The 19,854-nt window shown below is 57.4% G+C and carries 19 protein-coding genes; 8 read left to right on the forward strand and 11 right to left on the reverse strand.

Going from position 1 to position 19,854, the window contains the following annotated elements; translation table 11 throughout:
* Positions 1–225: 225 nt before the first annotated feature.
* The gene (locus tag RIB87_RS08760; RefSeq protein ID WP_350145646.1) at positions 226–1,341 is read right to left on the reverse strand and encodes a TIGR03032 family protein; all 1,116 of its coding nucleotides are present in this window, start codon (positions 1,339–1,341) and stop codon (positions 226–228) included.
* Between the two features lie 122 nt (positions 1,342–1,463).
* Here RIB87_RS08760 and RIB87_RS08765 point away from each other — a divergent pair, with 122 nt between their 5' ends.
* Genes RIB87_RS08765 through RIB87_RS08775 form a run of 3 tightly spaced genes read left to right on the forward strand, consistent with a single transcriptional unit; the run spans position 1,464 to position 3,386 of the window.
* Positions 1,464–2,324: an alpha/beta fold hydrolase gene (locus RIB87_RS08765; protein ID WP_350145648.1), complete on the forward strand. Its 861-nt coding sequence runs from the start codon at positions 1,464–1,466 to the stop codon at positions 2,322–2,324.
* Positions 2,321–2,947: a TIGR02466 family protein gene (locus RIB87_RS08770; protein ID WP_350145650.1), complete on the forward strand. Its 627-nt coding sequence runs from the start codon at positions 2,321–2,323 to the stop codon at positions 2,945–2,947. Before RIB87_RS08765 ends, RIB87_RS08770 begins: the two co-directional genes overlap by 4 nt.
* A 37-nt stretch (positions 2,948–2,984) precedes the next feature.
* Positions 2,985–3,386, forward strand: a complete 402-nt coding sequence (locus tag RIB87_RS08775; RefSeq protein WP_350145652.1) for a hypothetical protein — start codon at positions 2,985–2,987, stop codon at positions 3,384–3,386.
* A gap of 4 nt (positions 3,387–3,390) precedes the next feature.
* On the opposite strand, the gene RIB87_RS08780 is transcribed toward RIB87_RS08775, so the two are convergent.
* From RIB87_RS08780 to RIB87_RS08795, 4 genes are all read right to left on the reverse strand, one after another.
* Positions 3,391–3,807, reverse strand: coding sequence for a globin (locus RIB87_RS08780; protein ID WP_350145654.1), 417 nt, complete (start codon positions 3,805–3,807; stop codon positions 3,391–3,393).
* 68 nt (positions 3,808–3,875) lie between these two features.
* Positions 3,876–5,393: a bifunctional 3-(3-hydroxy-phenyl)propionate/3-hydroxycinnamic acid hydroxylase gene (locus RIB87_RS08785; RefSeq protein WP_350145656.1), complete on the reverse strand. Its 1,518-nt coding sequence runs from the start codon at positions 5,391–5,393 to the stop codon at positions 3,876–3,878.
* Between the two features lie 6 nt (positions 5,394–5,399).
* On the reverse strand, positions 5,400–6,266 hold the full coding sequence (locus tag RIB87_RS08790; RefSeq protein WP_350145658.1) for a fumarylacetoacetate hydrolase family protein: 867 nt from the start codon (positions 6,264–6,266) through the stop codon (positions 5,400–5,402).
* Positions 6,267–6,311: 45 nt separating this feature from the next.
* Positions 6,312–7,238, reverse strand: a complete 927-nt coding sequence (locus tag RIB87_RS08795; protein ID WP_350145660.1) for a 2,4,5-trihydroxytoluene oxygenase — start codon at positions 7,236–7,238, stop codon at positions 6,312–6,314.
* Positions 7,239–7,323: 85 nt separating this feature from the next.
* Between RIB87_RS08795 and RIB87_RS08800 the strand changes: the two genes are divergently transcribed.
* From RIB87_RS08800 to RIB87_RS08810, 3 genes are read left to right on the forward strand one after another with little or no spacing between them, the layout of a single operon-like run.
* Positions 7,324–7,965 (forward strand): TetR/AcrR family transcriptional regulator, encoded by a 642-nt coding sequence (locus tag RIB87_RS08800; RefSeq protein WP_350145662.1) that lies wholly within the window; start codon positions 7,324–7,326, stop codon positions 7,963–7,965.
* A 50-nt stretch (positions 7,966–8,015) separates the two neighbouring features.
* Positions 8,016–9,740 carry a sulfatase family protein gene (locus tag RIB87_RS08805; protein ID WP_350145664.1) on the forward strand — a complete coding sequence of 575 codons (1,725 nt, stop codon included), beginning with the start codon at positions 8,016–8,018 and terminating at the stop codon, positions 9,738–9,740.
* 32 nt (positions 9,741–9,772) lie between these two features.
* Positions 9,773–10,783 (forward strand): glutathione S-transferase family protein, encoded by a 1,011-nt coding sequence (locus RIB87_RS08810; protein ID WP_350145666.1) that lies wholly within the window; start codon positions 9,773–9,775, stop codon positions 10,781–10,783.
* Here the strand turns inward: RIB87_RS08810 and RIB87_RS15510 are convergent.
* Complete coding sequence (locus RIB87_RS15510) at positions 10,780–11,382, reverse strand: CatB-related O-acetyltransferase (protein ID WP_502943231.1); 603 nt, start codon at positions 11,380–11,382, stop codon at positions 10,780–10,782. The genes RIB87_RS08810 and RIB87_RS15510 overlap by 4 nt on opposite strands.
* On the reverse strand, positions 11,379–12,272 hold the full coding sequence (locus RIB87_RS08820; RefSeq protein ID WP_350145668.1) for a glycosyltransferase: 894 nt from the start codon (positions 12,270–12,272) through the stop codon (positions 11,379–11,381). The genes RIB87_RS15510 and RIB87_RS08820 overlap by 4 nt, the downstream gene beginning before the upstream one ends.
* Positions 12,273–12,372: 100 nt before the next feature.
* Here RIB87_RS08820 and RIB87_RS08825 point away from each other — a divergent pair, with 100 nt between their 5' ends.
* Positions 12,373–13,113 carry an enoyl-CoA hydratase/isomerase family protein gene (locus RIB87_RS08825; protein WP_350145670.1) on the forward strand — a complete coding sequence of 247 codons (741 nt, stop codon included), beginning with the start codon at positions 12,373–12,375 and terminating at the stop codon, positions 13,111–13,113.
* A gap of 3 nt (positions 13,114–13,116) precedes the next feature.
* On the opposite strand, the gene RIB87_RS08830 is transcribed toward RIB87_RS08825, so the two are convergent.
* The 4 genes from RIB87_RS08830 to RIB87_RS08845 all read right to left on the reverse strand — a co-directional run bounded on the left by RIB87_RS08830 (position 13,117) and on the right by RIB87_RS08845 (position 17,238).
* Complete coding sequence (locus RIB87_RS08830) at positions 13,117–13,971, reverse strand: crotonase/enoyl-CoA hydratase family protein (protein WP_350145672.1); 855 nt, start codon at positions 13,969–13,971, stop codon at positions 13,117–13,119.
* 67 nt (positions 13,972–14,038) lie between these two features.
* Positions 14,039–15,280 (reverse strand): acetyl-CoA C-acetyltransferase, encoded by a 1,242-nt coding sequence (locus RIB87_RS08835; RefSeq protein ID WP_350145674.1) that lies wholly within the window; start codon positions 15,278–15,280, stop codon positions 14,039–14,041.
* Positions 15,281–15,429: 149 nt separating this feature from the next.
* Complete coding sequence (locus tag RIB87_RS08840) at positions 15,430–16,608, reverse strand: saccharopine dehydrogenase family protein (RefSeq protein ID WP_350145676.1); 1,179 nt, start codon at positions 16,606–16,608, stop codon at positions 15,430–15,432.
* A gap of 90 nt (positions 16,609–16,698) precedes the next feature.
* Positions 16,699–17,238, reverse strand: a complete 540-nt coding sequence (locus tag RIB87_RS08845; protein WP_350145678.1) for a tellurite resistance TerB family protein — start codon at positions 17,236–17,238, stop codon at positions 16,699–16,701.
* A gap of 223 nt (positions 17,239–17,461) precedes the next feature.
* Here RIB87_RS08845 and RIB87_RS08850 point away from each other — a divergent pair, with 223 nt between their 5' ends.
* Positions 17,462–19,813 (forward strand): efflux RND transporter permease subunit, encoded by a 2,352-nt coding sequence (locus RIB87_RS08850; RefSeq protein WP_350145680.1) that lies wholly within the window; start codon positions 17,462–17,464, stop codon positions 19,811–19,813.
* Positions 19,814–19,854 lie beyond the last annotated feature (41 nt).

Here is a 19,854-nt window from a genome sequence, read left to right on the forward strand (position 1 = left end):
GAGTTCTTGTGCGTTTTACGTGCCATTCGGCGTCCCCTAGCCCGGTGCCGACATTCGGCACCTCGTCTGCTGCACGTATCAGGCATTCCCCGTGACTGATCCCCGCCCCGGACCGTAGATCAGAAGGTTAAGGGAGTGCAATCACCCGAAAGTATGAGTGGGGCCAAAAATATCGGAAATATGGGCTTTTTTGTCGCTTGGTTGGGCAGATAATCACCCAAAAGGTTAATTTCCGGCACCCTGGGGCCGGTCAGACTCATCCCAATCCTCGATGGTAATCATCGTGCGGATCAATGGGTCCATCATGCCCAATGCCATCGGCGTTTTGACGCCGGGCAGGACGAACACATCAAACAGCTCTCGGATTTCGCCTTCAAAGCGGATCCACTCAACAATGTCGCTGGATTGCGTATCGACAATCAGCACCCCGCACCAGGGATCTGCATCGCGTTTCTCAAGTGCTGCATCAAGCGCAAGCCCCGAAAAGCTGCCGTCGCGCGGCAGCGACAGGCCGACAAACGCAAAGCGTCCGTGAAACGCCAGCCCACGCAGGAAACCGGGCAGGAAGGCGACGGTCGTCAGCGCGCCTGTGGCCTCATCCACCGTGCACAGTTCGCCATGGCCGGAGTTCAGCACCCATAGCTTGCCATCATGCATACGCGGGGAATGCGGCATGGAGAGTTTCTGCGTCACAAACTCGTTGCTGGCCACATCGATTATGCAACCGCCCTCAGCGCGACGGTCGCGCCAGCCATTGATGATGTCGCTCTTGCAGACCGCCGTTACATATTTCGCGGCGCCTTCATGCATCGCAAGACCATTGAGATGGCAGCGGTCTTCCGGTGCCAGACGCGAAATGAACGGCGGCTTCCACACGGGCTTGAAGCTGTGCGTGACGCTGGGCGTGGCGAGGCACGAGTACTTGGTGTTGACGAATATGACGCGCCCGTCCTTGTCGATACCAAGTTCATGGGCATCAAGATCGCCGGTGGTCTGGGCATTGCGCGGTACATAGTTGGCGTCGAACTGGTCAATCATCTGGCCGGGGCCAAGAATGTTCTCCAGCCGCCATATCTGAAACAGATCCGCCAGGAAAATCCGCTGGCTGTCGGCGGCAACACCCATGGCGCGGTTGAAAATCCGTTCGTGAAAGCTCACAGCGCCGTCTTGCTGATGGCCGACGAGGTAAAGGCGGCCGGACTGATAGGAGGTCAGTCCGAAACTCACATTATTGAGACGCAACCAGTCTGAAAGCCCGCGTGAGCAGGAGATTGTGGTGCTCGGCTGCTGGGGCTGTTCCTGGGTGTCGGCGTCTTGCGTCGGCTGCTTCGTCTCACTCATCATGTTCGCCTTCGTGCAACTGGGCGCGTGTCAACGGTCTGTGTGCCGACCCAAGATTGTACTTTACCTCAGGCGCAACAAGCGCAAAGACTGCATAACCTGCTTACCGGTCAAGTGACGAAATGGCTTTTTTCAAAACCGCAGTCCTCAGCGTGCTCGTCTATGCGCTTGTAGCGTGCAGCGCAGTCCCCGACCTGGAAACCCGCCGCGCTGCTGCACTGAGCGCGGGTAGCGGCGCGCTGACGCAGATACTCATCCCTACACGGATGTTTGACATTGCAGCCTTTGTCCCAAAGGGTTTTGGCATTTCCGGCGGCGCAATGCTGACCATCTATATTGAAGGTGACGGGCTTGCATGGATCACCCGCAGCCAGCCCTCCACAGACCCGACACCTGCAACGCCGTTGGTCATAGGCCTGATGGAAAAAGACCCGCGAGTTCCCAAAGCCTATCTCGCGCGCCCCTGCCAGTATGTTGGCGCGAGCAGCCGCAACTGCGACGTATCATTGTGGACAAATGCCCGTTTTTCAGCCGATGTGGTGGCGGCAGTTGATGAAGCCATATCAACGCTGAAGGCGCAGTCCGGTGCCCTTAGCGTTCATCTTGTTGGTTATTCCGGCGGCGGCGTACTGGCTGCTCTTGCTGCTGTCAGGCGCGCAGATGTGGCGGGCATCACAACGCTGGCAGCGCCGATGGATACAGACGCATTCACAGCTCATCACAGCGTCTCGCCTCTTGTCGGCTCGCTCAATCCCAAAGACATTGCGGCTCAGCTTGCGACGGTGCCGCAGCTTCATTTGGTCGGCGAGGATGACACGGTCGTGCCCGAAAGCATCCTGCAGAGCTATCTGCGTGCCATGCCTCCAGATAGTCCATGCATTCGCACGACGAGCCTGCCCGGCGTAACACACAACAGCGGCTGGCAGAGCGTGTTACCGCAAATACACCAGGCATTGCCGTTATGTTGGGGAGCGCCATCATGACTGCGTCGGAAACTGATGATTTTACGCCAACGCAGATATTTGCCACGCCCCTTTGGGTGCGTCGTGTTGTCGGCTTCGAGCAGATCAACGCAGACATCCGTGCGTTACTGCCCCAATTGCGCACCGAGAGTGCGGAACGCCGCTCAAACGAAGGCGGGTGGCATTCACAAACCAATCTCCACACGGATGACCGGCTGGCCCAAATACGCAAAATCATCGGCACAACAAGTGCGGGATGTGCCACATCAATAGGCTTTGATTTCACACGGCATAATCTCGTCTTTCAGTCGCTATGGATCAACATCAATGGTCACGGGCACAGCAACCGCGCACATGTGCACCCGCAATCATTCCTGTCCGGTGCCTATTATGTGGATATGCCGAAAGATGGCGGAAACATCGAGTTGTTTGACCCGATAGCGGCACGGGTCATGTCGCCTTTTCCCGCAGATGATCTGTCTCCTTACACCGGTCAGTTGCTGGAGCACACCTGCCGGGAGGGCGATTTACTGGTGTTTCCCGGTTGGCTGCAACATAGCGTGCAGCGCAACGAAAGTAATCGTGACCGCATATCGATCAGCTTCAACATGACCTTTGAATCCAAGCCGAATACTCAGCGTTGAAACTGTGCTAACTAACTATCCGTAAACGGAGAAAAACATGCCGCCCCGCAAAGCATCAGAGCCCAGCAATCCCGTGTTACGCGCATGGGCCAACCTCACCACAGCGCAGGCCATTGTCTTGTGTTTTGTAGTGGCAGGTGTGGTGTTTGCCTTCCGTCCGCCCGCGGTTGAGAGGCAGGCGGACAACGTGAGCTACATCGCCAATCCGCAGGGTGGAATCTGGATTAAGCGCTCTGACGATCTGTTTTTATGTCAGGCTGTTGCGGATGCAGCAGGGCAATGCTTCAGCATGACCAGCAGCGCAGCACCAACCTATGCAGAACTGGGCCTCCATCCGCCCCGGTTCGCAGCGCCGTCGGGTAGCTCCCCCCATACTCCTTCAGCACCCAGCGTTGCACCAGCACCGCAATCAAACACTCCGTCAAGCGCGTCACCTTAGTTGATCACGCTGCCTGAGTGGCGCGCTCCGGCGTTCGGGTGGCACGCAGTTCACTCAGCAACCCTTCCCATTCGCGTTCCATTGACGCTGACCACTCGGTGCCCAGAAGATCGCGGAAGGTGTCGCGTATGGTTGTGAAAAACATCCAGAATGTATCTGCAGGCACGTCATAGCCCTGATGACGGTCGCACTCTGATGTGAGGATTGTTTTCGCCAGGGTTTTGTCGCCGACTGCATCAATGATGCATTCAAAGCACTGCTGCAGCATCGAGCCGCGGACGCCTCCGTCTGAATCCATGAAGAACAGCGGCTCCAGGTCCGGGTGCTCTGCGAACAGGCGTTCATAGACCTGCGGCGTAGGATCGCCTATGCGACCGGTAACCTCGTCGAGTGTTGCCAGAATGATGTCTGCATCAGCCATGCTCACCTCCGCTTTATGCTTTTGTCCTGGCAGAACGATAGCATGACCAGCGATGCGCCGCCCTGAAATCAAACGGATTGGGACCTGGTACAGCTCACATAGTCGGCGAACTCTCCAACAAGACGAGCGGGGTTTCCAACTCCAAAAACGATACGGTCCGGGCGCACCAGAATGGCTTCGGCCTTTCCAATCTGCTGGCGGATATGTCCGTTGTTGTCCTTGATTGCTTCGCTGCCTGACAGGCTGGCAATAAGAAGACCTGGAACCAGCGTCTGCCATTGTGCGGCGTGCTGGTCGTTTGGTGACTGCGCCAAAAGCAGTACCGGCGCATAGCCGCTCAGCAGATCAAGCTGCACATCTCTTGCAAACGGGAAACCGGCAACGCCTGCCCGCGCATCTTCTGCCATGATACCGGTGGATTGTGGCGGCAGGCCCGGCGTTGTGCCGGTACGTTGTGCAAGGGGTGTTGCGCACATGTCGGCGTCACGCACCGTTGCTGCTTCAACGTCCTGCGTGCATACAACACGACCCATGCCGATGGCCGTTTCGGTAATGAACCTTATTTGTGGTTCGCGTTCGGGCTGGACGGTATCCAGCAGGGCCTCGGGTGCGGTGTCCTGCAAAACTGCGTCGAGCTTCCATGCCAGGTTGGCCGCATCGCGCACGCCGGAGCACAGGCCCTGCCCCATGAAGGGCGGCATCTGATGTGCCGCGTCGCCTGCAAGCAGCACCCGGCCCTTGCGCCAGGTACGGGCAAAGACGCCGTGGAACGTATAGACGGCGCTTCTCTCGATTTCGATGTCATCGCGCGTGAGGCTCGGCGGCAACTGTGCGGCGATGAGTGCTGACAGGGTATCTGGTGCCAGAATGTCGTCGGCTGTCTCACCGGGCAGAAGCATGAACTCCCATCGGTGGCGGCCATGACCTGTGGGAATTGACGTGACGGGCCGGGCCGGATCACAAATCTGGCGGCTGGCCTCGTGCAATACTTCCCATCCCTCCGGCAGCAGCGTGTCAACCACGGCCCAAGGCTCGTTGAAATCAAGGTCATCAAGGGCAATGCCGGCCTGACGCCTGACCGGCGAACGCCCGCCATCACAGCCCACGATATATGCCGCTGTTACCGTACCTGCGTGTTTGCCCTGCAGGACAACACTGACCTTACCTTCGATACTGTCGTCATATGACACAAACTCCGTACCAAGACGGACTTCTATATTCGGGTGGCGTGCAAGATTTTCGCGCAGAGCCACTTCAAGTGTCGGTTGATGAAACAGTACGCTCCATGGGAAGCCCGTCGGCGCAGGCGCATCAGGCGGACGGAATCCCATCAGCAGCTCACCGTCTGCCGCTTCAAAGTCATAGCTGACGGTGACGTTGGCGGTTTTCATAACCGCGTCATCTGCTCTTACAAGGCTCAGCAGCCGGATGACTTCATGATCCACGTGGACGGCGCGCGGCATTGGATAGACCTGCGTGTCGCGTTCGACCACAAGAATACGGCGCCCCTTGCCACCCAGCAGACCCGCGAGCATGGCACCAACGGGACCAAGGCCGACAATGACAACATCGTACGTATCATGCATGGCGCATCAGCCGATCTGTGGCGTTGTATCTTCAGCCACGAGTGTGTTTTCCAGCGCACCCAGTTTGCTGATCTCGACGCGAACGGTGTCGCCGACTTTAAGGAACTGCATCGGTTTCATGGCACCGCCGACACCACCGGGAGTGCCGGTGAAAATCACGTCTCCCGGCTCAAGCGTCATCGCTTTTGTCAGTTCCTCAATCTGGTCGAAGCAGTCGAAGATGAGGTTTTTGGTGTTGGAGCTCTGGCGCTGTTCGCCGTTGACGAAGCATTTTATGTCCAGCGTGTGCGGATCGCCTACTTCATCAGCCGTTGTGAGCCAAGGACCTAGTGGTCCATGAGTGTCAAAGCTCTTGCCGAGTGTGAATTGCGGTGTGCGAAGCTGCCAGTCGCGCACCGAAATATCGTTGCCGCAGCAATAGCCGGCTATCACCTCATGCGCCCGGTCGCGGGGCACGTTGCGGGCACGCTTGCCAATGATGATGCACAGCTCCGCTTCCCAGTCGATGAGGTCTGATACTGCGGGCTTCAGCACATCGGCACCGTCACCGACAATGCTCGACGGTGCCTTGGTGAACCAGATCTGGTGCTCCGGCGTTTCGAGGCCAGACTCAACCACGTGGTCGCCGTAGTTGAGGCCAATGGCCATCACCTTGCCAGGCTTGAGGACAGGCGCTTCAAGGATCACGTCGGCGGTTGGAATGAGCGACCCGGACGCTGAACGGGCAGCTTTCATCGCCGCATCACCAGCTTCAAGAAAGGCAATCATTTCAGTTGGCAGGTCCGGCTTCGCGGCTGCCAGATCGATGATGCCGTTGTCGGTGACAATGCCGATACGTGTTGACCCGGCATGGGTGAAGGTTGCGAGCTTCATGGTGTGCGTCCCTGTTCTGCGTTTTTATTTGTGGTGTTGGGCGGGCTAGCTGCCAAGCGTGGGCGGTGGTGGTGGACCCCACTGGACGCCAAGCAATGTATCCAGACCCTGTTTGTTGGGTGGCGTTTCGTTGTTGAACAGGTCGCCGTCGGTCCAGTGCTCAACAGTGTGTCCCCAGGGGTCGCGCCAATAATCGAATATCTGACTGCCAAGGATGTGGCGGCCTACCCCCCATTCATGGGTGTAGCCCTTGCTTTGCAGGTGGGTGTTTCCGGCCATCAGGTCATCGATATTGGCCACCTCGAAGGCTGCATGGTTGAAGCCTGCCTCGCCTGTGCCAACAAGAAAAAGAGTGTGGTGGTCCACATGGGTTGCACCCAGATCACAGCGCATGAACGCGCCGATGGATGTTGTGTCGTCGATGGCGATCTCATCTGACGTTACAAGCCCGAAGCGCTCTTTGTACCAGGCTTCGCTGGCGGCAAAATCCACGACATTCAGCACGCAATGGCCCAACCGCATAACCTGTGCCGGCCCGTCACCCGAGCGCAGTGGCGCGCCGATGCGCGGGCGTGCGTCGAATGAGTTGGACGGTGTGGCGCGGCGTAACGCAAGTGCGCCAACGCTATCGCGCCCTGCCACCACTTCCACCTTGTGACCGTTGGGGTCGGTGAATCGAACCCGCTTTCCGCCGCCGGGCTCGTCAATGTCCTCGATTGCGCTTGCGCCCGGCATTGTGGCGAGCACCTCAAGGTCGGCAACGCTTTGGGCAAGAAAGGCAATGCCCGCAAAACCTGCATCGCCTTTGTGGGTCACGTGAATAAACGGCTCGTCGCCTGCCCCGCGCATATACAGCGCATCATCCGTTCTGTGTGAGCGCACGAGGCCAAAATCCGTCAGGAAGGCTTCCATCTGGTCAAGGTCGGGGGCGTGGAACCGAACGTAGGCAATGTCTGCAACGCGGATACCCATGTGAGCAACCTTTCATAAACTTGTTGTCTGACGAAATTAGAGATGCTATTTATGTTATGCAACAAGTTTTTTGGGAGCCATGCGTTTGTCCACCTCCGTTACGCGCCGCACCACCCGCACGAGACAGGCTGCAACGAAGCGCGCGCCGCAGAAACGTGCGGAAGAAACGCGCGAGTTGCTGCTCGATGCAGGCATCGAGCTTTTTTCATCACTTGGCTTTGAAGGTGTTTCGGTGCGCACCATTGAATCGACCGCGGGAGTGCAGCGCGGACTGGTGGCCTATCACTTTGACACCAAGGAAGCTTTCTGGCGGCAAGTTGTCGACCGGGTGTTCACACGGCTGGCCGACCGCAACGCCCGCACATTTGAAGTCATCAAAGACCTTCCGCTGGATGAGCGCCTACAGCCATTTGTTGCAACCTTCGTTCGTTTCAGCGCCGAAGTGCCGCAACTCAACCGGCTGATGGTGCAGGAGGGTAAAATGGCCTCCTGGCGGATGGACTACATCGTCGACACCCATGTCAGCAAAACGCTGGCAGAAGCCCGCGAGATTTTTGGCATCGAGGTGGATGCGCATGGCTACTACCTGATGGTCGGCGCGGGTGCGTTTGTTTTTTCGGTAGAGCACGAATGCAAGAAACTGTTCGGCATTGATCCGATGTCGGACGACTTTGTGAATGACCACGCCCAGATGGTCGCGGGGTTGATCGCAGGCCGACAGAACTAATAGCGACACAAGTGGAGGCCAACAAAATGGCCTTTTGGGGAGACGACATCATGAAAAATATTTCACGCCGGACGGCACTTGTCGGAGCCGGGGCTATTGCGGCTGCTTACGGCGTTTATCGCGCGGTGGCACCTGGCAGCGCTGAGCGCCCGCGCGCAAACCTCACCAGCCCAGGTGGACGGCGGCCCAACATATTGCTGGTGCTGACAGATCAGGAGCGCGCGCGCCACCTGATCCCCTCACAGGTTGCCCTGCCCCACCACGACCGGCTGATGGCGCAAAGTACGGTATTTCGCAATGCCAGCACAGTCTCCAATCTTTGCTCGCTTGCGCGTGGTGTCATCTATTCGGGTTTGCACCCACAGGAAAACGGTATCTGGGAAAACACGCCCCTGCCCTATGCGCGCGGCTTTCGCAAAGACATCCCCACCCTTGGCACCATGATGCAGGACGCAGGTTACACCACAGGTTATTTCGGAAAGTGGCACCTCAGTCACTTTGAAGTCGATGAAGCGGTTGGGCGCGAGACCATTGCCAAAACCTTTGGCGGCTTTGGTTTCGAGCACACAGACCAGGACCGCGAGCGCGACGGGGCACAACATGGATGGAAGTATGACCCACTTTCTGCGGTGAGCGCGGCTAAGTTCATCAGCACACAGAAGAATGGTGACAAGCCATGGTTTGCTGCGGTCAACTTCGTCAACCCGCACGACATCATGTTTTACAAGACCAGCGAACATCAGGAGAAAAGCCGCCTCAACCAGTTTCCCGATGTCATTCTGCCGGCGCCCGAAGATCCACACTATTCCAAAAACTGGCAGGTTGAACTGCCGGAAACATTTGGCGACGCAACGCTTGAAGGCAAGCCCGCAGCGCACCGCGAGATGCAGAAAGTCATGCGGCTCGCGCTCGGCGACATTCCGCTGGAACGCCGCGACCTTTGGACTGAATATAACAATTACTACTTCAACTGTCTCGCTGACCTGGACCGCAATCTGGGTACCGTGCTGGACGCACTTGAAGACACGGGGCAAGACAAAGACACGGTTGTTGTTTTTCTGTCTGACCACGGGGAAATGGCGGGCGTGCATGGGCTGCGCGAAAAAGGCGGTAACATCTACCGCGAAAATCAGAACATACCGTTTTTTGTACGCCATCCCGACGTTCCCGGCGGACGCGAAACTTTGGCGTTGGCTTCACAGCTGGATGTTGTTCCAACGCTGCTGGCATTTGCTGGCATTGATGAGAGCATTAGGCGCGAGGCATATCCGTTGCTCAAAGGGCACGACCTGTCGGGAGCACTCACTGCAAATACGACTGGCGTTGATGCAGGACCACGTGAGGCCGCGTTGATGCAATGGACGAGTCTCATTCACATGTCGGAAAAAAGCATCCGCAATTTTGCAGCCGTTCAAAACGCACACGGACCGTTTGCAAAGATCGGCAGCATGAATGTACGCGAGTTCCTGGGCGGGTTTCGCAATCGCGGACACATGCGCGGCATCACTACAGGCCGTTACAAGTTTGCGCGGTACTTCTCGCCTTATGAACACCACATACCTACAACGCTGCATGACCTGTATGCGCGCAACGATGTCGAACTGTACGACACGCTGAGTGATCCGATGGAAAAGATCAACATGGCCGCGAGCCAGTCTGACCACCGCGCACTTATCGACCAGATGAACACGCAACTGAATGCACTGACACTGGCGGAGTTAGGTACCGATGACGGCTCATTCCTTCCCGGCCCCTCCTCCATCTGGGCGGCGTGACGCTCGTCATTCTGGCATAAGGAAATATGGGCATGTCATATCCATGGATCATTTTTGCCCTCGCGGGCGCTGTGCTCATCTGGTTTCTCATTGAGAAAGCGAGGCGCCGCACGCACCCGGTATCAGGCGGTTTGCAGCGTGATATCTTACTGCCGCACAGTGCCGAGTTCGAGCTATATGCAAATGCTTTTTCGCATTGTTCGCGCAAGGTGCGGCTTGTGCTGGCGGAATGCGGTGTGCCGTACACGTATCATCAGATTGATCTGATTGAGACCGGAAGATACGAGACGATCAGCGCCCGCTATCTGAAAATCAACCCGTCAGGGCTGGTGCCTACTCTGGTGCATAACGGGCATCCGATCTATGAGTCTGATGGTGTGCTTACCTATGTGGCAGAACATGCTTCCGCAGACCGGCCATCTCTGGTGCCTGCTGATCTGGAAGCCCGTGCCCGTATGGAAGAATGGGTGGCGGGCGGTGTCATCAGCAGCGACGACCCGATGGCAAGCATGGCGACCAGGCCGGGAAGCTGCATTCCTGGTCTGACACTGCCGATTTTTGTGACCGCAATTCGCTACATACCGCTGCGGCGCATACTGGTGGGCTTTCTGTTTCACCCCGACAAGAGACGACCCGCCTTTTTTACAGCGTCGCGTCTGTTTGGGTTGCGCACGATGCTTGGCCAAAAACCTCTGCAACAGGTAATGCACCAAAGTCGTGATCATATGCGGGCACACCTTGAGCGGCTGTCGGCCCACCTTCGGGATACCGGCGGCCCCTGGATCATGGGCGGGCAGTACACGTTGGCGGACGTTACCTGGTCATGCATGTTGCTGCGCATCAGCGAAACGGGGTGGCTGGCGCATTTTGCAGAAGACAAAACACTTGCACCTGTCCTCGCCTACTTCGATGCCTTGCAGGCGCGGCCAAGCTGGCAGGAAGCCATCACCGACAAACGTCACCCGATTGTCGAGAAGGCCGAAGCAGACCTGAAGGTCGCGATTGCCAATGACACAAAAGTGGCGCGAGCTCTTTTTAGCTAGCTTGGTGTTCGCTGCTTCAGGGCTGTCGCCGCATCAATGAACGCATGTACAGGTCCATAGAAAGCCTCCCGGAGTTCTTCCAGCTCGTGATCGCTCCACTCCCACCACTTCAGGCGCAGTAGGGCGGATACCTGTGCCGCCTCGAACCGCTTGCGGATTTCCCGCGCCGGATTCCCGCCTACAATTGCGTATGGCTCGACGTTTTTGGTAACAACAGCACCTGCGGCTATGATCGCGCCATCGCCAATACGGATGCCGGACATGATGATCGCTCGGGCGCCAATCCACACATCGCTTCCTATTGTGATGCCGCCTTTGGTGATGGCGTCCTGATTTGGCTTATGCGCATCCCATATCAGTGTCTTGAAGGGATATGTGCTGGGCAGAGTGATCGGGTGATCAGCCTTTGAGAAAAACAGAACATCCGGGCCTATGGAACAAAACGCCCCCACTGTAAGAGGGGCTTCCATCGAAGCGCCGGCGACCATACGCCGCGACAATCCATAAGTATGGCGTCCGATTGATATTTCAGGGCCAAGCTTTGGTTCCGACGTTGTCAGCTTACGGACTTTTTGGCGAAGTTTTTTTATGAAGCTCATAGGTGCCCCTCTGCTTCGGGGGGAATGGCGCGCACACCCCACAATGCTGCCCATGTACCTGCGCACCGCGCGGCATCCCTGCGTGCCTGAAACCCGCGAAACACGATAGCATTTGCGACTGCCTTAACGCCGTAGCGCAGCGTATCCACTGCGGCCAGCCGCATCGCAGCTGCCTGCCCCCGATACTTGCGCTCAATATGAATGCGAGACCAGGCAATATGCCAGAACTTTTCCCAATAGTAAGAAGCGTTGGGGCGCACTGAGCCTGAGTTGAGATGCACGACGACACTCTGCGCTACAACCACGACACTGTATCCGGCGCGACGAATGCGCATACACATGTCGTCATCCTCAAAATAAAGGAACACTTCAGGATCGTAAAAGCCGACTTTGCGCATCACATCCATGCGCACAAGATTGACGGCGCCAGAAACAAACTCAACACAGATATCACCGTCGGGTGATACCTCGCCATCACGTTTGCCGAACAGATGCCTGCGCCACAACTCAACATCGTGGCTGGGCTCAATACGCCCGTCGCCCGTTTTGTGTACCGGTCCAAACATTGCAGCATCTGGGTATGTATCTGCCGCCGCGAGGAGGGCTTTAATCGCATCCTCGCTCAACACCGAATCCGGGTTTGCGAGTAATGCAAACTCAGTTTCTACCGCATTTAGTCCCCTGCTCGCGCCACGGCCATAGCCCTGTCCTATCTCGTTGCGCAGAACCGTGGCGTTAGGTCGTTTGGACGCAATAATATCGAGGGTGTTGTCCGTTGATGCATTATCCACAACCACAAGCGGTATCTGCGCCGGTAAGCTGTCAAGCAAACCACCGATAACCAACCCGCCATTATGGGTGACGGTTACGACTGTCAGTCGTGTATGCATACTGCGTCCAAATGGGCCAACTTAAGTGGAGCTTGGGATAGCTTAAGGGCTAAGTAGGCACAACCGAAGTTCTAATCGGGATGAGAAGAGGGAGATGACAATGGGTGATCTCGTGTTGCGTGACGACAGGGATGGCGTGACGACGCTGACCATCAATCGGCCGGACAAGTTGAACGCGCTCAACGTGCCGGTGTTTGAAGAGCTGGATGCGCACATAGCATCCATTGAAACAGATACAGATGGTGTTGGCTGCGTGGTGGTGCGCGGGGCCGGGCGGTGTTTTTCTGCCGGGCATGATCTCGGCGATATCGCGGCTGGTGAAAAACTGCCCCGCCCCAACTTTCAGCCGCTTGTGATTGAGCGGCTGGCGAACCTGCCTCAGCCCGTCATCAGCGCCGTACACAGTCATTGCTATACGGGCGCGCTCGAACTGGCGCTGGCGGGCGATATTATTCTGGCAAGTGAGAATGCAAAGTTTGCAGACACCCATGCAAAGTGGGCGCTGACGCCGGTATGGGGCATGAGCCAGCGCCTGCCGCGACGGGTTGGCAAGACCAAAGCTGCCGAAATGATGCTGACCGCGCAGACCTACTCTGGTCGGCAGGCCGAAGTCATGGGGCTTGCAAATGCCTGCTACGCGGATGACGGCTTTTATGATGCCGTAAATGCGTTCACGAAAACCATGCTGGAAAACTCATGGTTCTCGCTGCGCGCGCTCAAGAAACTGCTGCTCGACACGGACGGCCTCGACCTGACTTCCGGTCTGGCCCACGAGATATATAAGTCGCAGGGCGTTGGGCCGGACATGCGCGACCGTATTGCAGGCTTTGGCAAGAAGTAGCAGCTAGCTGACTTTACTGAGCTTGGGCGCGTCACCCGTGCGGGCTGGTGCAAAGCTGGCATCGCGCTTTTCAAGCTGTGACATGACCGCTTCAATCTGGTTGGCGCTGCCGATCAGGTGGTCCTGCTCGACAGATTCAAGCACCAGGCCGTCTTCTTCGCCCGCATACAGCGCCGCACTCAGCAGACGCTTGGAGGCTTCGATGGCTGATGGGCTTTTGGAGGCAATGTCGCGGGCGGTAGCCAGGGCTGCGGCCAGCGGGTCTGTTTCCACGCGGGTTGCAAAGCCGTACTCCAGCGCTTCTTCACCTGAGAACACGCGGCCGGTATATGTCAGTTCCCGGACAATATCCTCGCGCGCCAGATGCCGCATGATTTGTGTGCCCGCCATGTCCGGCACCAGGCCCCAGCGGATTTCCATGATGGACAGTTTGGTGTCCGGCGCGATGTAGCGCATGTCGGCGCCCAGAATAACCTGGAAGCCCCCGCCAAATGCAACGCCGTGGACGGCGGCAATTACCGGCACCGGCATTTCGCGCCAGACGCGCACTGCATATTGCGGACGATTTGACATGCCGTGGGTGCGTTGCTCAAGGCGACCGCCGCCCTTGGCGGGAGATGCATCCTGCGGCTTGGCTTGCGCCATCTTGCCGAAGTTGCCCATGTCGAGCCCGGCACAAAATGCCCGACCTTCGCCAGAAATGACAACACAGCGCACGTCAGGGTTGGCGGCTAGCGCTTCGCCGGTACTGATGAGCGCCTCGAACATGGCGTCGTCGAGCGCATTCATTTTGTCGGCACGGGTCAGGCGAACGTCAGCCACACCGTCTTCGATGGATACGGAAATACGGTCGCTCATTTTTCTCTCCCGGCCTTTGAAAAAACACCGGCGGCAGTTTTTGGCTGCCGCCGGTGGTCAGCGTGTTCTAGTTCATGCGCTCGATGATGATGGCAGGGGCCATGCCACCCGCCGCACACATGGTGACAAGACCAAACTTCTTGTCCTGACGTTCAAGCTCATCAACCATCGTGCCGATGAGGATGGAACCGGTAGCCCCGATCGGATGCCCCAGTGCCATGGCACCGCCATTGACGTTGACCTTGTCGCGATCAAGGTTGAGATCGCGGATGAACTTTTCAGCCACAACCGCAAACGCTTCGTTGATTTCGAACAGGTCGATGTCTTCAAGCTTCATGCCTGCCTTCTGCAGCACTTTTTTGGCAGCGGGCACAGGCGCGTTGAGCATCAGGGTGGGGCTGTCGCCCATATTGGCCATGGCTACCACGCGGGCACGCGGCTTCATGCCATTCTTTTTGGCATAGTCAGGCGATGCCAGAAGCACGGCAGCTGCACCGTCCACAACACCAGATGAGTTGCCGGCATGGTGGATGTGGTTGATGTCGAGGTCAGGATACACCTGCTGCACCAGCTTGCGGAATGTCGTGCCTTTCTCATCGAGGGCAAAATCGGCAATCGCTGCGAATGACGCCTTCAATCCGGCAAGGCCTTCACGGGTTGTCTGGGGACGCGGGAACTCTTCCTTGTCGAGCGCCAGCTTGCCATCAAGGTGATAGACCGGCACCAGTGCCTTGTCGAAGTGACCATTCTTGATGGCATTGTCAGCACGCTGCTGGCTGACAAGCGCCAGATCGTCAACGGCCTCACGGGTAATGCCTTCAAGGGTGGCGATAGCATCCGCACATACGCCCTGATGGGGCTGGGGATGCATGTCGCGCAGGTGCTCGTTGCCACTGTCGAGGAATGGCTGTGTCTGCTCGTGGCCGGGCTGGCCTGCGAGCGACATCATCTCTGTGCCACCGGCAATCACGAGGTCTTCCATGCCGGACATGATGTTGGCGGCCGCAATGTTGACGGTGGTGATGCCGGAGCCACAAAAACGATCGAGCGTCATGCCTGACGAGCGCACGTCATAGCCTGCGTCCAGCGCTGCCATGCGGCCAAGGTCGCCGGCCTGCTTGCCGCGCTGGGAGGACGTGCCCCAGATGATGTCGTCCACTTCTTCGGTCTTGAGGCTGTTGCGCTCGGCAATTGCCTTGAGCACAGTTGAGCCCAGATGCTGGGGGTGCAGTTCCCAAAGGGCGCCCTTGCCTGCCTTGCCGATGCCGCGCGGTGTACGGCAGGCGTCAATGATCCATGCTTCGCTCATTTCCTCATCCTCATGTTTGTTGTTCTGGGTTTCGCTGAATAGTTTATGTACCTGATTTAATAGACGAAACGCCGGGATGCGAGTCCCGGCGTTTTGATATTTGAAAAACGTTGCGTCAGCCTTGCTTTTGCAAAGGGCAACTATGCTTGTCAGCCTTCGACCTTGAACGTCAGCCCTGCATTGGCAACCAGACGGTTGACCAGCGTGAGGCCCATGGCAGGTGCGGACGTATAGATGCCGCCCCCTTCCACCACATCGTCTTTGGCCAGACACACAGCAGCTTCCGCAATGATCTTGGACGTTGAGCCATAGCCCGGGTCACGGTCGCCGGTGACACCAACCTTGATGGTTTTACCGTCACCGGATTCGCCGATGATGAGCACGTCATACATGCCCTCTTCGCGCTCTTTTTTGGACGGGCCTTCGCCGGGCTTGGGCGCATCGTCGCTCATCAGGGATGTGTCGCCTGCAATCATTTTTGCAATCGCCTCCCCCTGCTCGCCGGGGCCTGCCAGCATCATTTCGTCATATACAAAGTCTTTGCCGTAGGCATGGCCAAGCAACGCGTTGGAGCGATGGACGTTGCGGGTGTTGATGGGGGCCATCACGAAAGGAGCCAGCCACATGCCCAGGCCCTCGTCGTATTCCGGCTTGTTGCCTTCAGGCTGTGGGGGGCCAGAGAAGCCCGGTGTAAGGGCAAAATGGTCCTGCAGGATCTTGATGACGTCCGGGTTCTTGCCTGCTTCCGCCATGGTTGACCGAAAACTGGCAACCGTACCGCCGGAGAACGTGCCTTTCATGGCGCGCACACGGGTTTTGACGCGCGGCACTGTTGAACCAAACTTCTTTTTGGCTTCGTCCTGCAGGAAGAAGACACCGAGGTCGAACGGGATTGAGTCGAAGCCGCACGACAGCACGATGCGGGCACCGGTTTTTTCCGCCGTTGCGCTGTGGGTATCAATCACCCAGCGCATCCACGGTGTTTCACCGCACAGGTCGACATAGTCTGTGCCTGCTTCAGCGCAGGCCGCCACAACGTCACTGCCATACATCTGATAAGGGCCAACCGTTGTCAGCACCACAGACGTGCGCTCCGCCATCGCTTTCAGGGACGCGGGGTCGGAGGCATCCGCCACAACAAACGGCACGTCTTTGGAGATGCCCATTTCGTCGCGCACCTGCGCAAGTTTCTTGTCGCTGCGTCCGGCCATGGCCCATTTCAAGTCGCCGCCAACGCCATATTGCGCATTCAGATATTCCGCGACCAACCGACCGGTAAAGCCCGTGGCACCATAGACAACGACGTCAAACTCTCTGTTTTTTCCCATTGGGTGTGCGTTCCTCATCGATAAATGTCAGTACACCGCCGCAGCTCAAGCGCAGCCATGGCGTGAAGGATGTTCGGTATTTCGTGGGTGTCAGGCCTGCGCCGCCAGAAGTTCGGGTACGCGTTTGGCGAATACCCGCTCCAGCGCCATGATGCGCTCGTTTTCCGGCAGCCCCATGGCCTGGCCGATGCGCAGCAGCAGGTCAGCTTCAAGGTCGTGCAGTTCGCCATCGGCATAGGCAATGTCCCACAGGTGTTCCATCACCTTGGCACGCTCCTCAAGACCCGCCTTTTCTTTGATCGTTTTTGTGAACAGCCAGTTTGTGTAGGCTTCTTCATGGCGCGTCTCGGCGGTGTCGAGAAGGCTGCTTGCCTGCTCAAGCGACATGCCAAACTCGCGCTGCATGATGGCGCAGATACGATCTGTTTCCTGGTCGGAATAGTCCGTATCCAGACGCGCCACTTCCACCATCAAGACGGCCGCGGCCACTTTGGTGCGGTCAACACCATCCATTTCGCCGTCAACAAGCTGCCCGGCTTTTCTGGCATCTGCTACTTTCGCAAAAAAGCCGGCAACCGGCTTAGCGTCCTCGTCACCCTTATTTCTGCGCGCAAAAAGTGATTTGATCATCGGGTGCCTCCCCAGCACATCTTGTTGGTTGGCAGGATAGTGGTCCGCGCCGCTGCGTAAAGCGTTGATTTTTTACGCCCCTGTGGAGCGTTGCGCGCGTGCGGCAACACTGCCATGCTTTTTAACTGAAGAGCGGGTGGATTCTCTTGTCGCCTGCGCGACAATTCGATGGCAAGACGCTGCTCAACAAGGCGTCGGCGATCACCCTCGGGGGGAGGGGCACATGATTCAGGTCTTTGAAGACACCATTTTTCGGTGGCGCGGCACGGTTCTCATTGCCATGGCCATTGCGACAGTCATCACCGGCTATTTTGCAACCGGCCTCAAAATGGAAGCCGGTTTTCTCAAGCAGGTTCCCCTCGAACATCCCTATATCCAGACCTATTTCGAGTATCAAAAAGACCTGCCCGGCGCGAACCTGGTTATCATCGGTCTGCGCAGCAAAACCGGCGACATGTGGAATGTCGAATATTTCAAACGCCTGTATGCCATCACCGAAGAAGCACGCTATCTGCCCGGCGTTGACCGGGCGCGGCTGATATCGCTGTGGACCCCGAACACGCAGATACTGGAAATCCGCGAGGAAGGATTTGACCTTCTCGACGTAATCCCCGGCGACGTCACAGCCGACAGCATTACGCAAGCAGACGTGGACCGGATACGCGAACGTATTCTGACCAGTGACCTTTATGGAGATCTGGTAGCGCTGGACGAAACGGCGTCAATCATTTTGCTGCAATTGCAGGAGGCCGGCGCTGGTGATGGAGACATTTCGAGCACGGCCAATCTGGCGCTCGAAGTTGCCGACATCATGGAACAGAAAATCCGTGCGCCATTCTCAGATGACCAGACGGACGTGATGATCATCGGGTTTCCGAAGTTCATCGGTGACATCGCTGCAGGCGCCGTCATCGCGGTTGCCTTTTTCGGCCTCGCATTTTTGCTCACCGGCATCGCTGTCTTTATGTATGTCCGGTCGTTTACACTGTCTGCCTTGGCTATCGGGTCATCGCTGGTGTCGGTGGTCTGGCAGTTTGGTGTGCTGGCCATGATCGGCTACGCGCTTGATCCGCTTGCCATTCTGGTGCCGTTCCTGGTCTATGCCATTGGCGTCAGTCACGGGATGCAGCAGGTCAACCTGATTGCGACGCAGATATCCAAGGGTCAGGACGGCATGTCGGCGGCGCGGGCTACGTTCCGGCGGCTGCTTGTGCCCGGCTCCATGGCGCTGGTGACAGACCTTGTCGGCTTTGTGACGCTCTACCTCATTCCTGTTGGCGTGGTGCGCGACATCGCCATTATCGCCACCATTGGCGTCGCGTTGAAGATCATCACCAACCTAGTGATGCTGCCGTTGATTGCGTCTTACATTCCACGGGATGAGAAGCAGGTTCGGCTGTTCATTCGCGCGCGCGGGCAACGCGAGCGTGTGATGAGCATCATTGCAAAAGTGGCGCGCCCCCGTCCGGCGGTGATTGTTGTGGGGCTGGTGTTTGTATCGCTGGCAGCAGCGTATCTGGTCAGCCGCGAACGGCATGTGGGCGATCTCACGCCTGGTGCCTCTGAGCTGCGGGCTGATTCAAAATACAACCTGGATACGGCCTATATTGCGACTGCGCTCAGCGTTCCGACCGATGTGCTGATCATCATTCTGGAAACCCCGCAAGACGGATGTATTGACCCGGATATCATGAACTATGTGGACCGCTTTTCGCTCTACATGAAGAGTGTGCCAAGTGTTGTATCGGTGGATTCGCTGCCATTTGCGGCGCGCTATTTCCAGTCCATCGGCGCTGAAGGCAATCTCAAGTGGCGCGAACTGCCGCCTACGCCGTCGCAGCTCATTGGCGCCACATCGGCAGTCCCCAAAACGACCGGATTGTTGAACGACGCCTGCACCATTCTGCCGGTGATTGCCTATATGGAAGACCACAAGGCAACGTCGATCAAAAAGGTTGTGGCGGCTATCGAGGCCTATGAAGAAATCAATCCAAATCCGGACGTCAATATCCGTTTGGGCATGGGGGGTGTCGGCATTATTGCCGCGACCAACGAGGTGATTGAGGAAAGCGAAGCGCCGCTTATCCTCTATGTTTTTGCCACCATTATCATACTTGTGTTTCTTGCCTACGCGGACTGGCGCGCGGTCATCTGCTGCTGTATGCCGCTGCTGCTGGCCATGTTCCTTGGCTATGTATTCATGGTGATGCTGGGGATCGGGCTCAAGGTGACCACGCTGCCGGTTTTGGTACTGGGCACGGGCATCGGGGTGGACTACGCGTTCTATCTCTACAGCCAGATCAAATATTACCAGAAGGAAGGTCTTGGCATTGCAGAGGCCTACGAGGGCGCGCTGCACTCAACCGGTATGGCGGTGGTCTATACCGCCATCATGCTGGCTGTGGGTGTAGCCACCTGGATTTTGTCGCCGCTCAAGTTTCAGGCCGACATGGGTGCGCTGCTTGCCTTCATGTTCCTGATGAACATGGTCGCGGCCATCATCGGATTGCCTGCCTTTGCGGCTGTGCTCGAGAGAATTGCGCCGCCCAAACACTTACGGGCGCAGCAAGCCTGAGCACACCCATGTGGTGTATCTTACACACGCATTAGTTGTAA

It is taken from the genome of Pyruvatibacter sp. (assembly GCF_040219635.1).
GTDB lineage: Bacteria > Pseudomonadota > Alphaproteobacteria > CGMCC-115125 > CGMCC-115125 > Pyruvatibacter.

Excerpts from the sequence above, each read along its gene's own strand:
- RIB87_RS08795 (WP_350145660.1), bottom strand. The coding sequence starts at position 7,238 with ATGGGTATCCGCGTTGCAGACATTGCCTACGTTCGGTTCCACGCCCCC.
- RIB87_RS08850 (WP_350145680.1), top strand. The coding sequence starts at position 17,462 with ATGATTCAGGTCTTTGAAGACACCATTTTTCGGTGGCGCGGCACGGTT.
- RIB87_RS08835 (WP_350145674.1), bottom strand. The coding sequence starts at position 15,280 with ATGAGCGAAGCATGGATCATTGACGCCTGCCGTACACCGCGCGGCATC.
- RIB87_RS08760 (WP_350145646.1), bottom strand. The coding sequence starts at position 1,341 with ATGAGTGAGACGAAGCAGCCGACGCAAGACGCCGACACCCAGGAACAG.
- RIB87_RS08770 (WP_350145650.1), top strand. The coding sequence starts at position 2,321 with ATGACTGCGTCGGAAACTGATGATTTTACGCCAACGCAGATATTTGCC.
- RIB87_RS15510 (WP_502943231.1), bottom strand. The coding sequence starts at position 11,382 with ATGAGCTTCATAAAAAAACTTCGCCAAAAAGTCCGTAAGCTGACAACG.
- RIB87_RS08785 (WP_350145656.1), bottom strand. The coding sequence starts at position 5,393 with ATGCATGATACGTACGATGTTGTCATTGTCGGCCTTGGTCCCGTTGGT.
- RIB87_RS08780 (WP_350145654.1), bottom strand. The coding sequence starts at position 3,807 with ATGGCTGATGCAGACATCATTCTGGCAACACTCGACGAGGTTACCGGT.
- RIB87_RS08825 (WP_350145670.1), top strand. The coding sequence starts at position 12,373 with ATGGGTGATCTCGTGTTGCGTGACGACAGGGATGGCGTGACGACGCTG.
- RIB87_RS08765 (WP_350145648.1), top strand. The coding sequence starts at position 1,464 with ATGGCTTTTTTCAAAACCGCAGTCCTCAGCGTGCTCGTCTATGCGCTT.
- RIB87_RS08820 (WP_350145668.1), bottom strand. The coding sequence starts at position 12,272 with ATGCATACACGACTGACAGTCGTAACCGTCACCCATAATGGCGGGTTG.
- RIB87_RS08810 (WP_350145666.1), top strand. The coding sequence starts at position 9,773 with ATGTCATATCCATGGATCATTTTTGCCCTCGCGGGCGCTGTGCTCATC.
- RIB87_RS08805 (WP_350145664.1), top strand. The coding sequence starts at position 8,016 with ATGAAAAATATTTCACGCCGGACGGCACTTGTCGGAGCCGGGGCTATT.
- RIB87_RS08830 (WP_350145672.1), bottom strand. The coding sequence starts at position 13,971 with ATGAGCGACCGTATTTCCGTATCCATCGAAGACGGTGTGGCTGACGTT.
- RIB87_RS08790 (WP_350145658.1), bottom strand. The coding sequence starts at position 6,266 with ATGAAGCTCGCAACCTTCACCCATGCCGGGTCAACACGTATCGGCATT.
- RIB87_RS08840 (WP_350145676.1), bottom strand. The coding sequence starts at position 16,608 with ATGGGAAAAAACAGAGAGTTTGACGTCGTTGTCTATGGTGCCACGGGC.
- RIB87_RS08845 (WP_350145678.1), bottom strand. The coding sequence starts at position 17,238 with ATGATCAAATCACTTTTTGCGCGCAGAAATAAGGGTGACGAGGACGCT.
- RIB87_RS08775 (WP_350145652.1), top strand. The coding sequence starts at position 2,985 with ATGCCGCCCCGCAAAGCATCAGAGCCCAGCAATCCCGTGTTACGCGCA.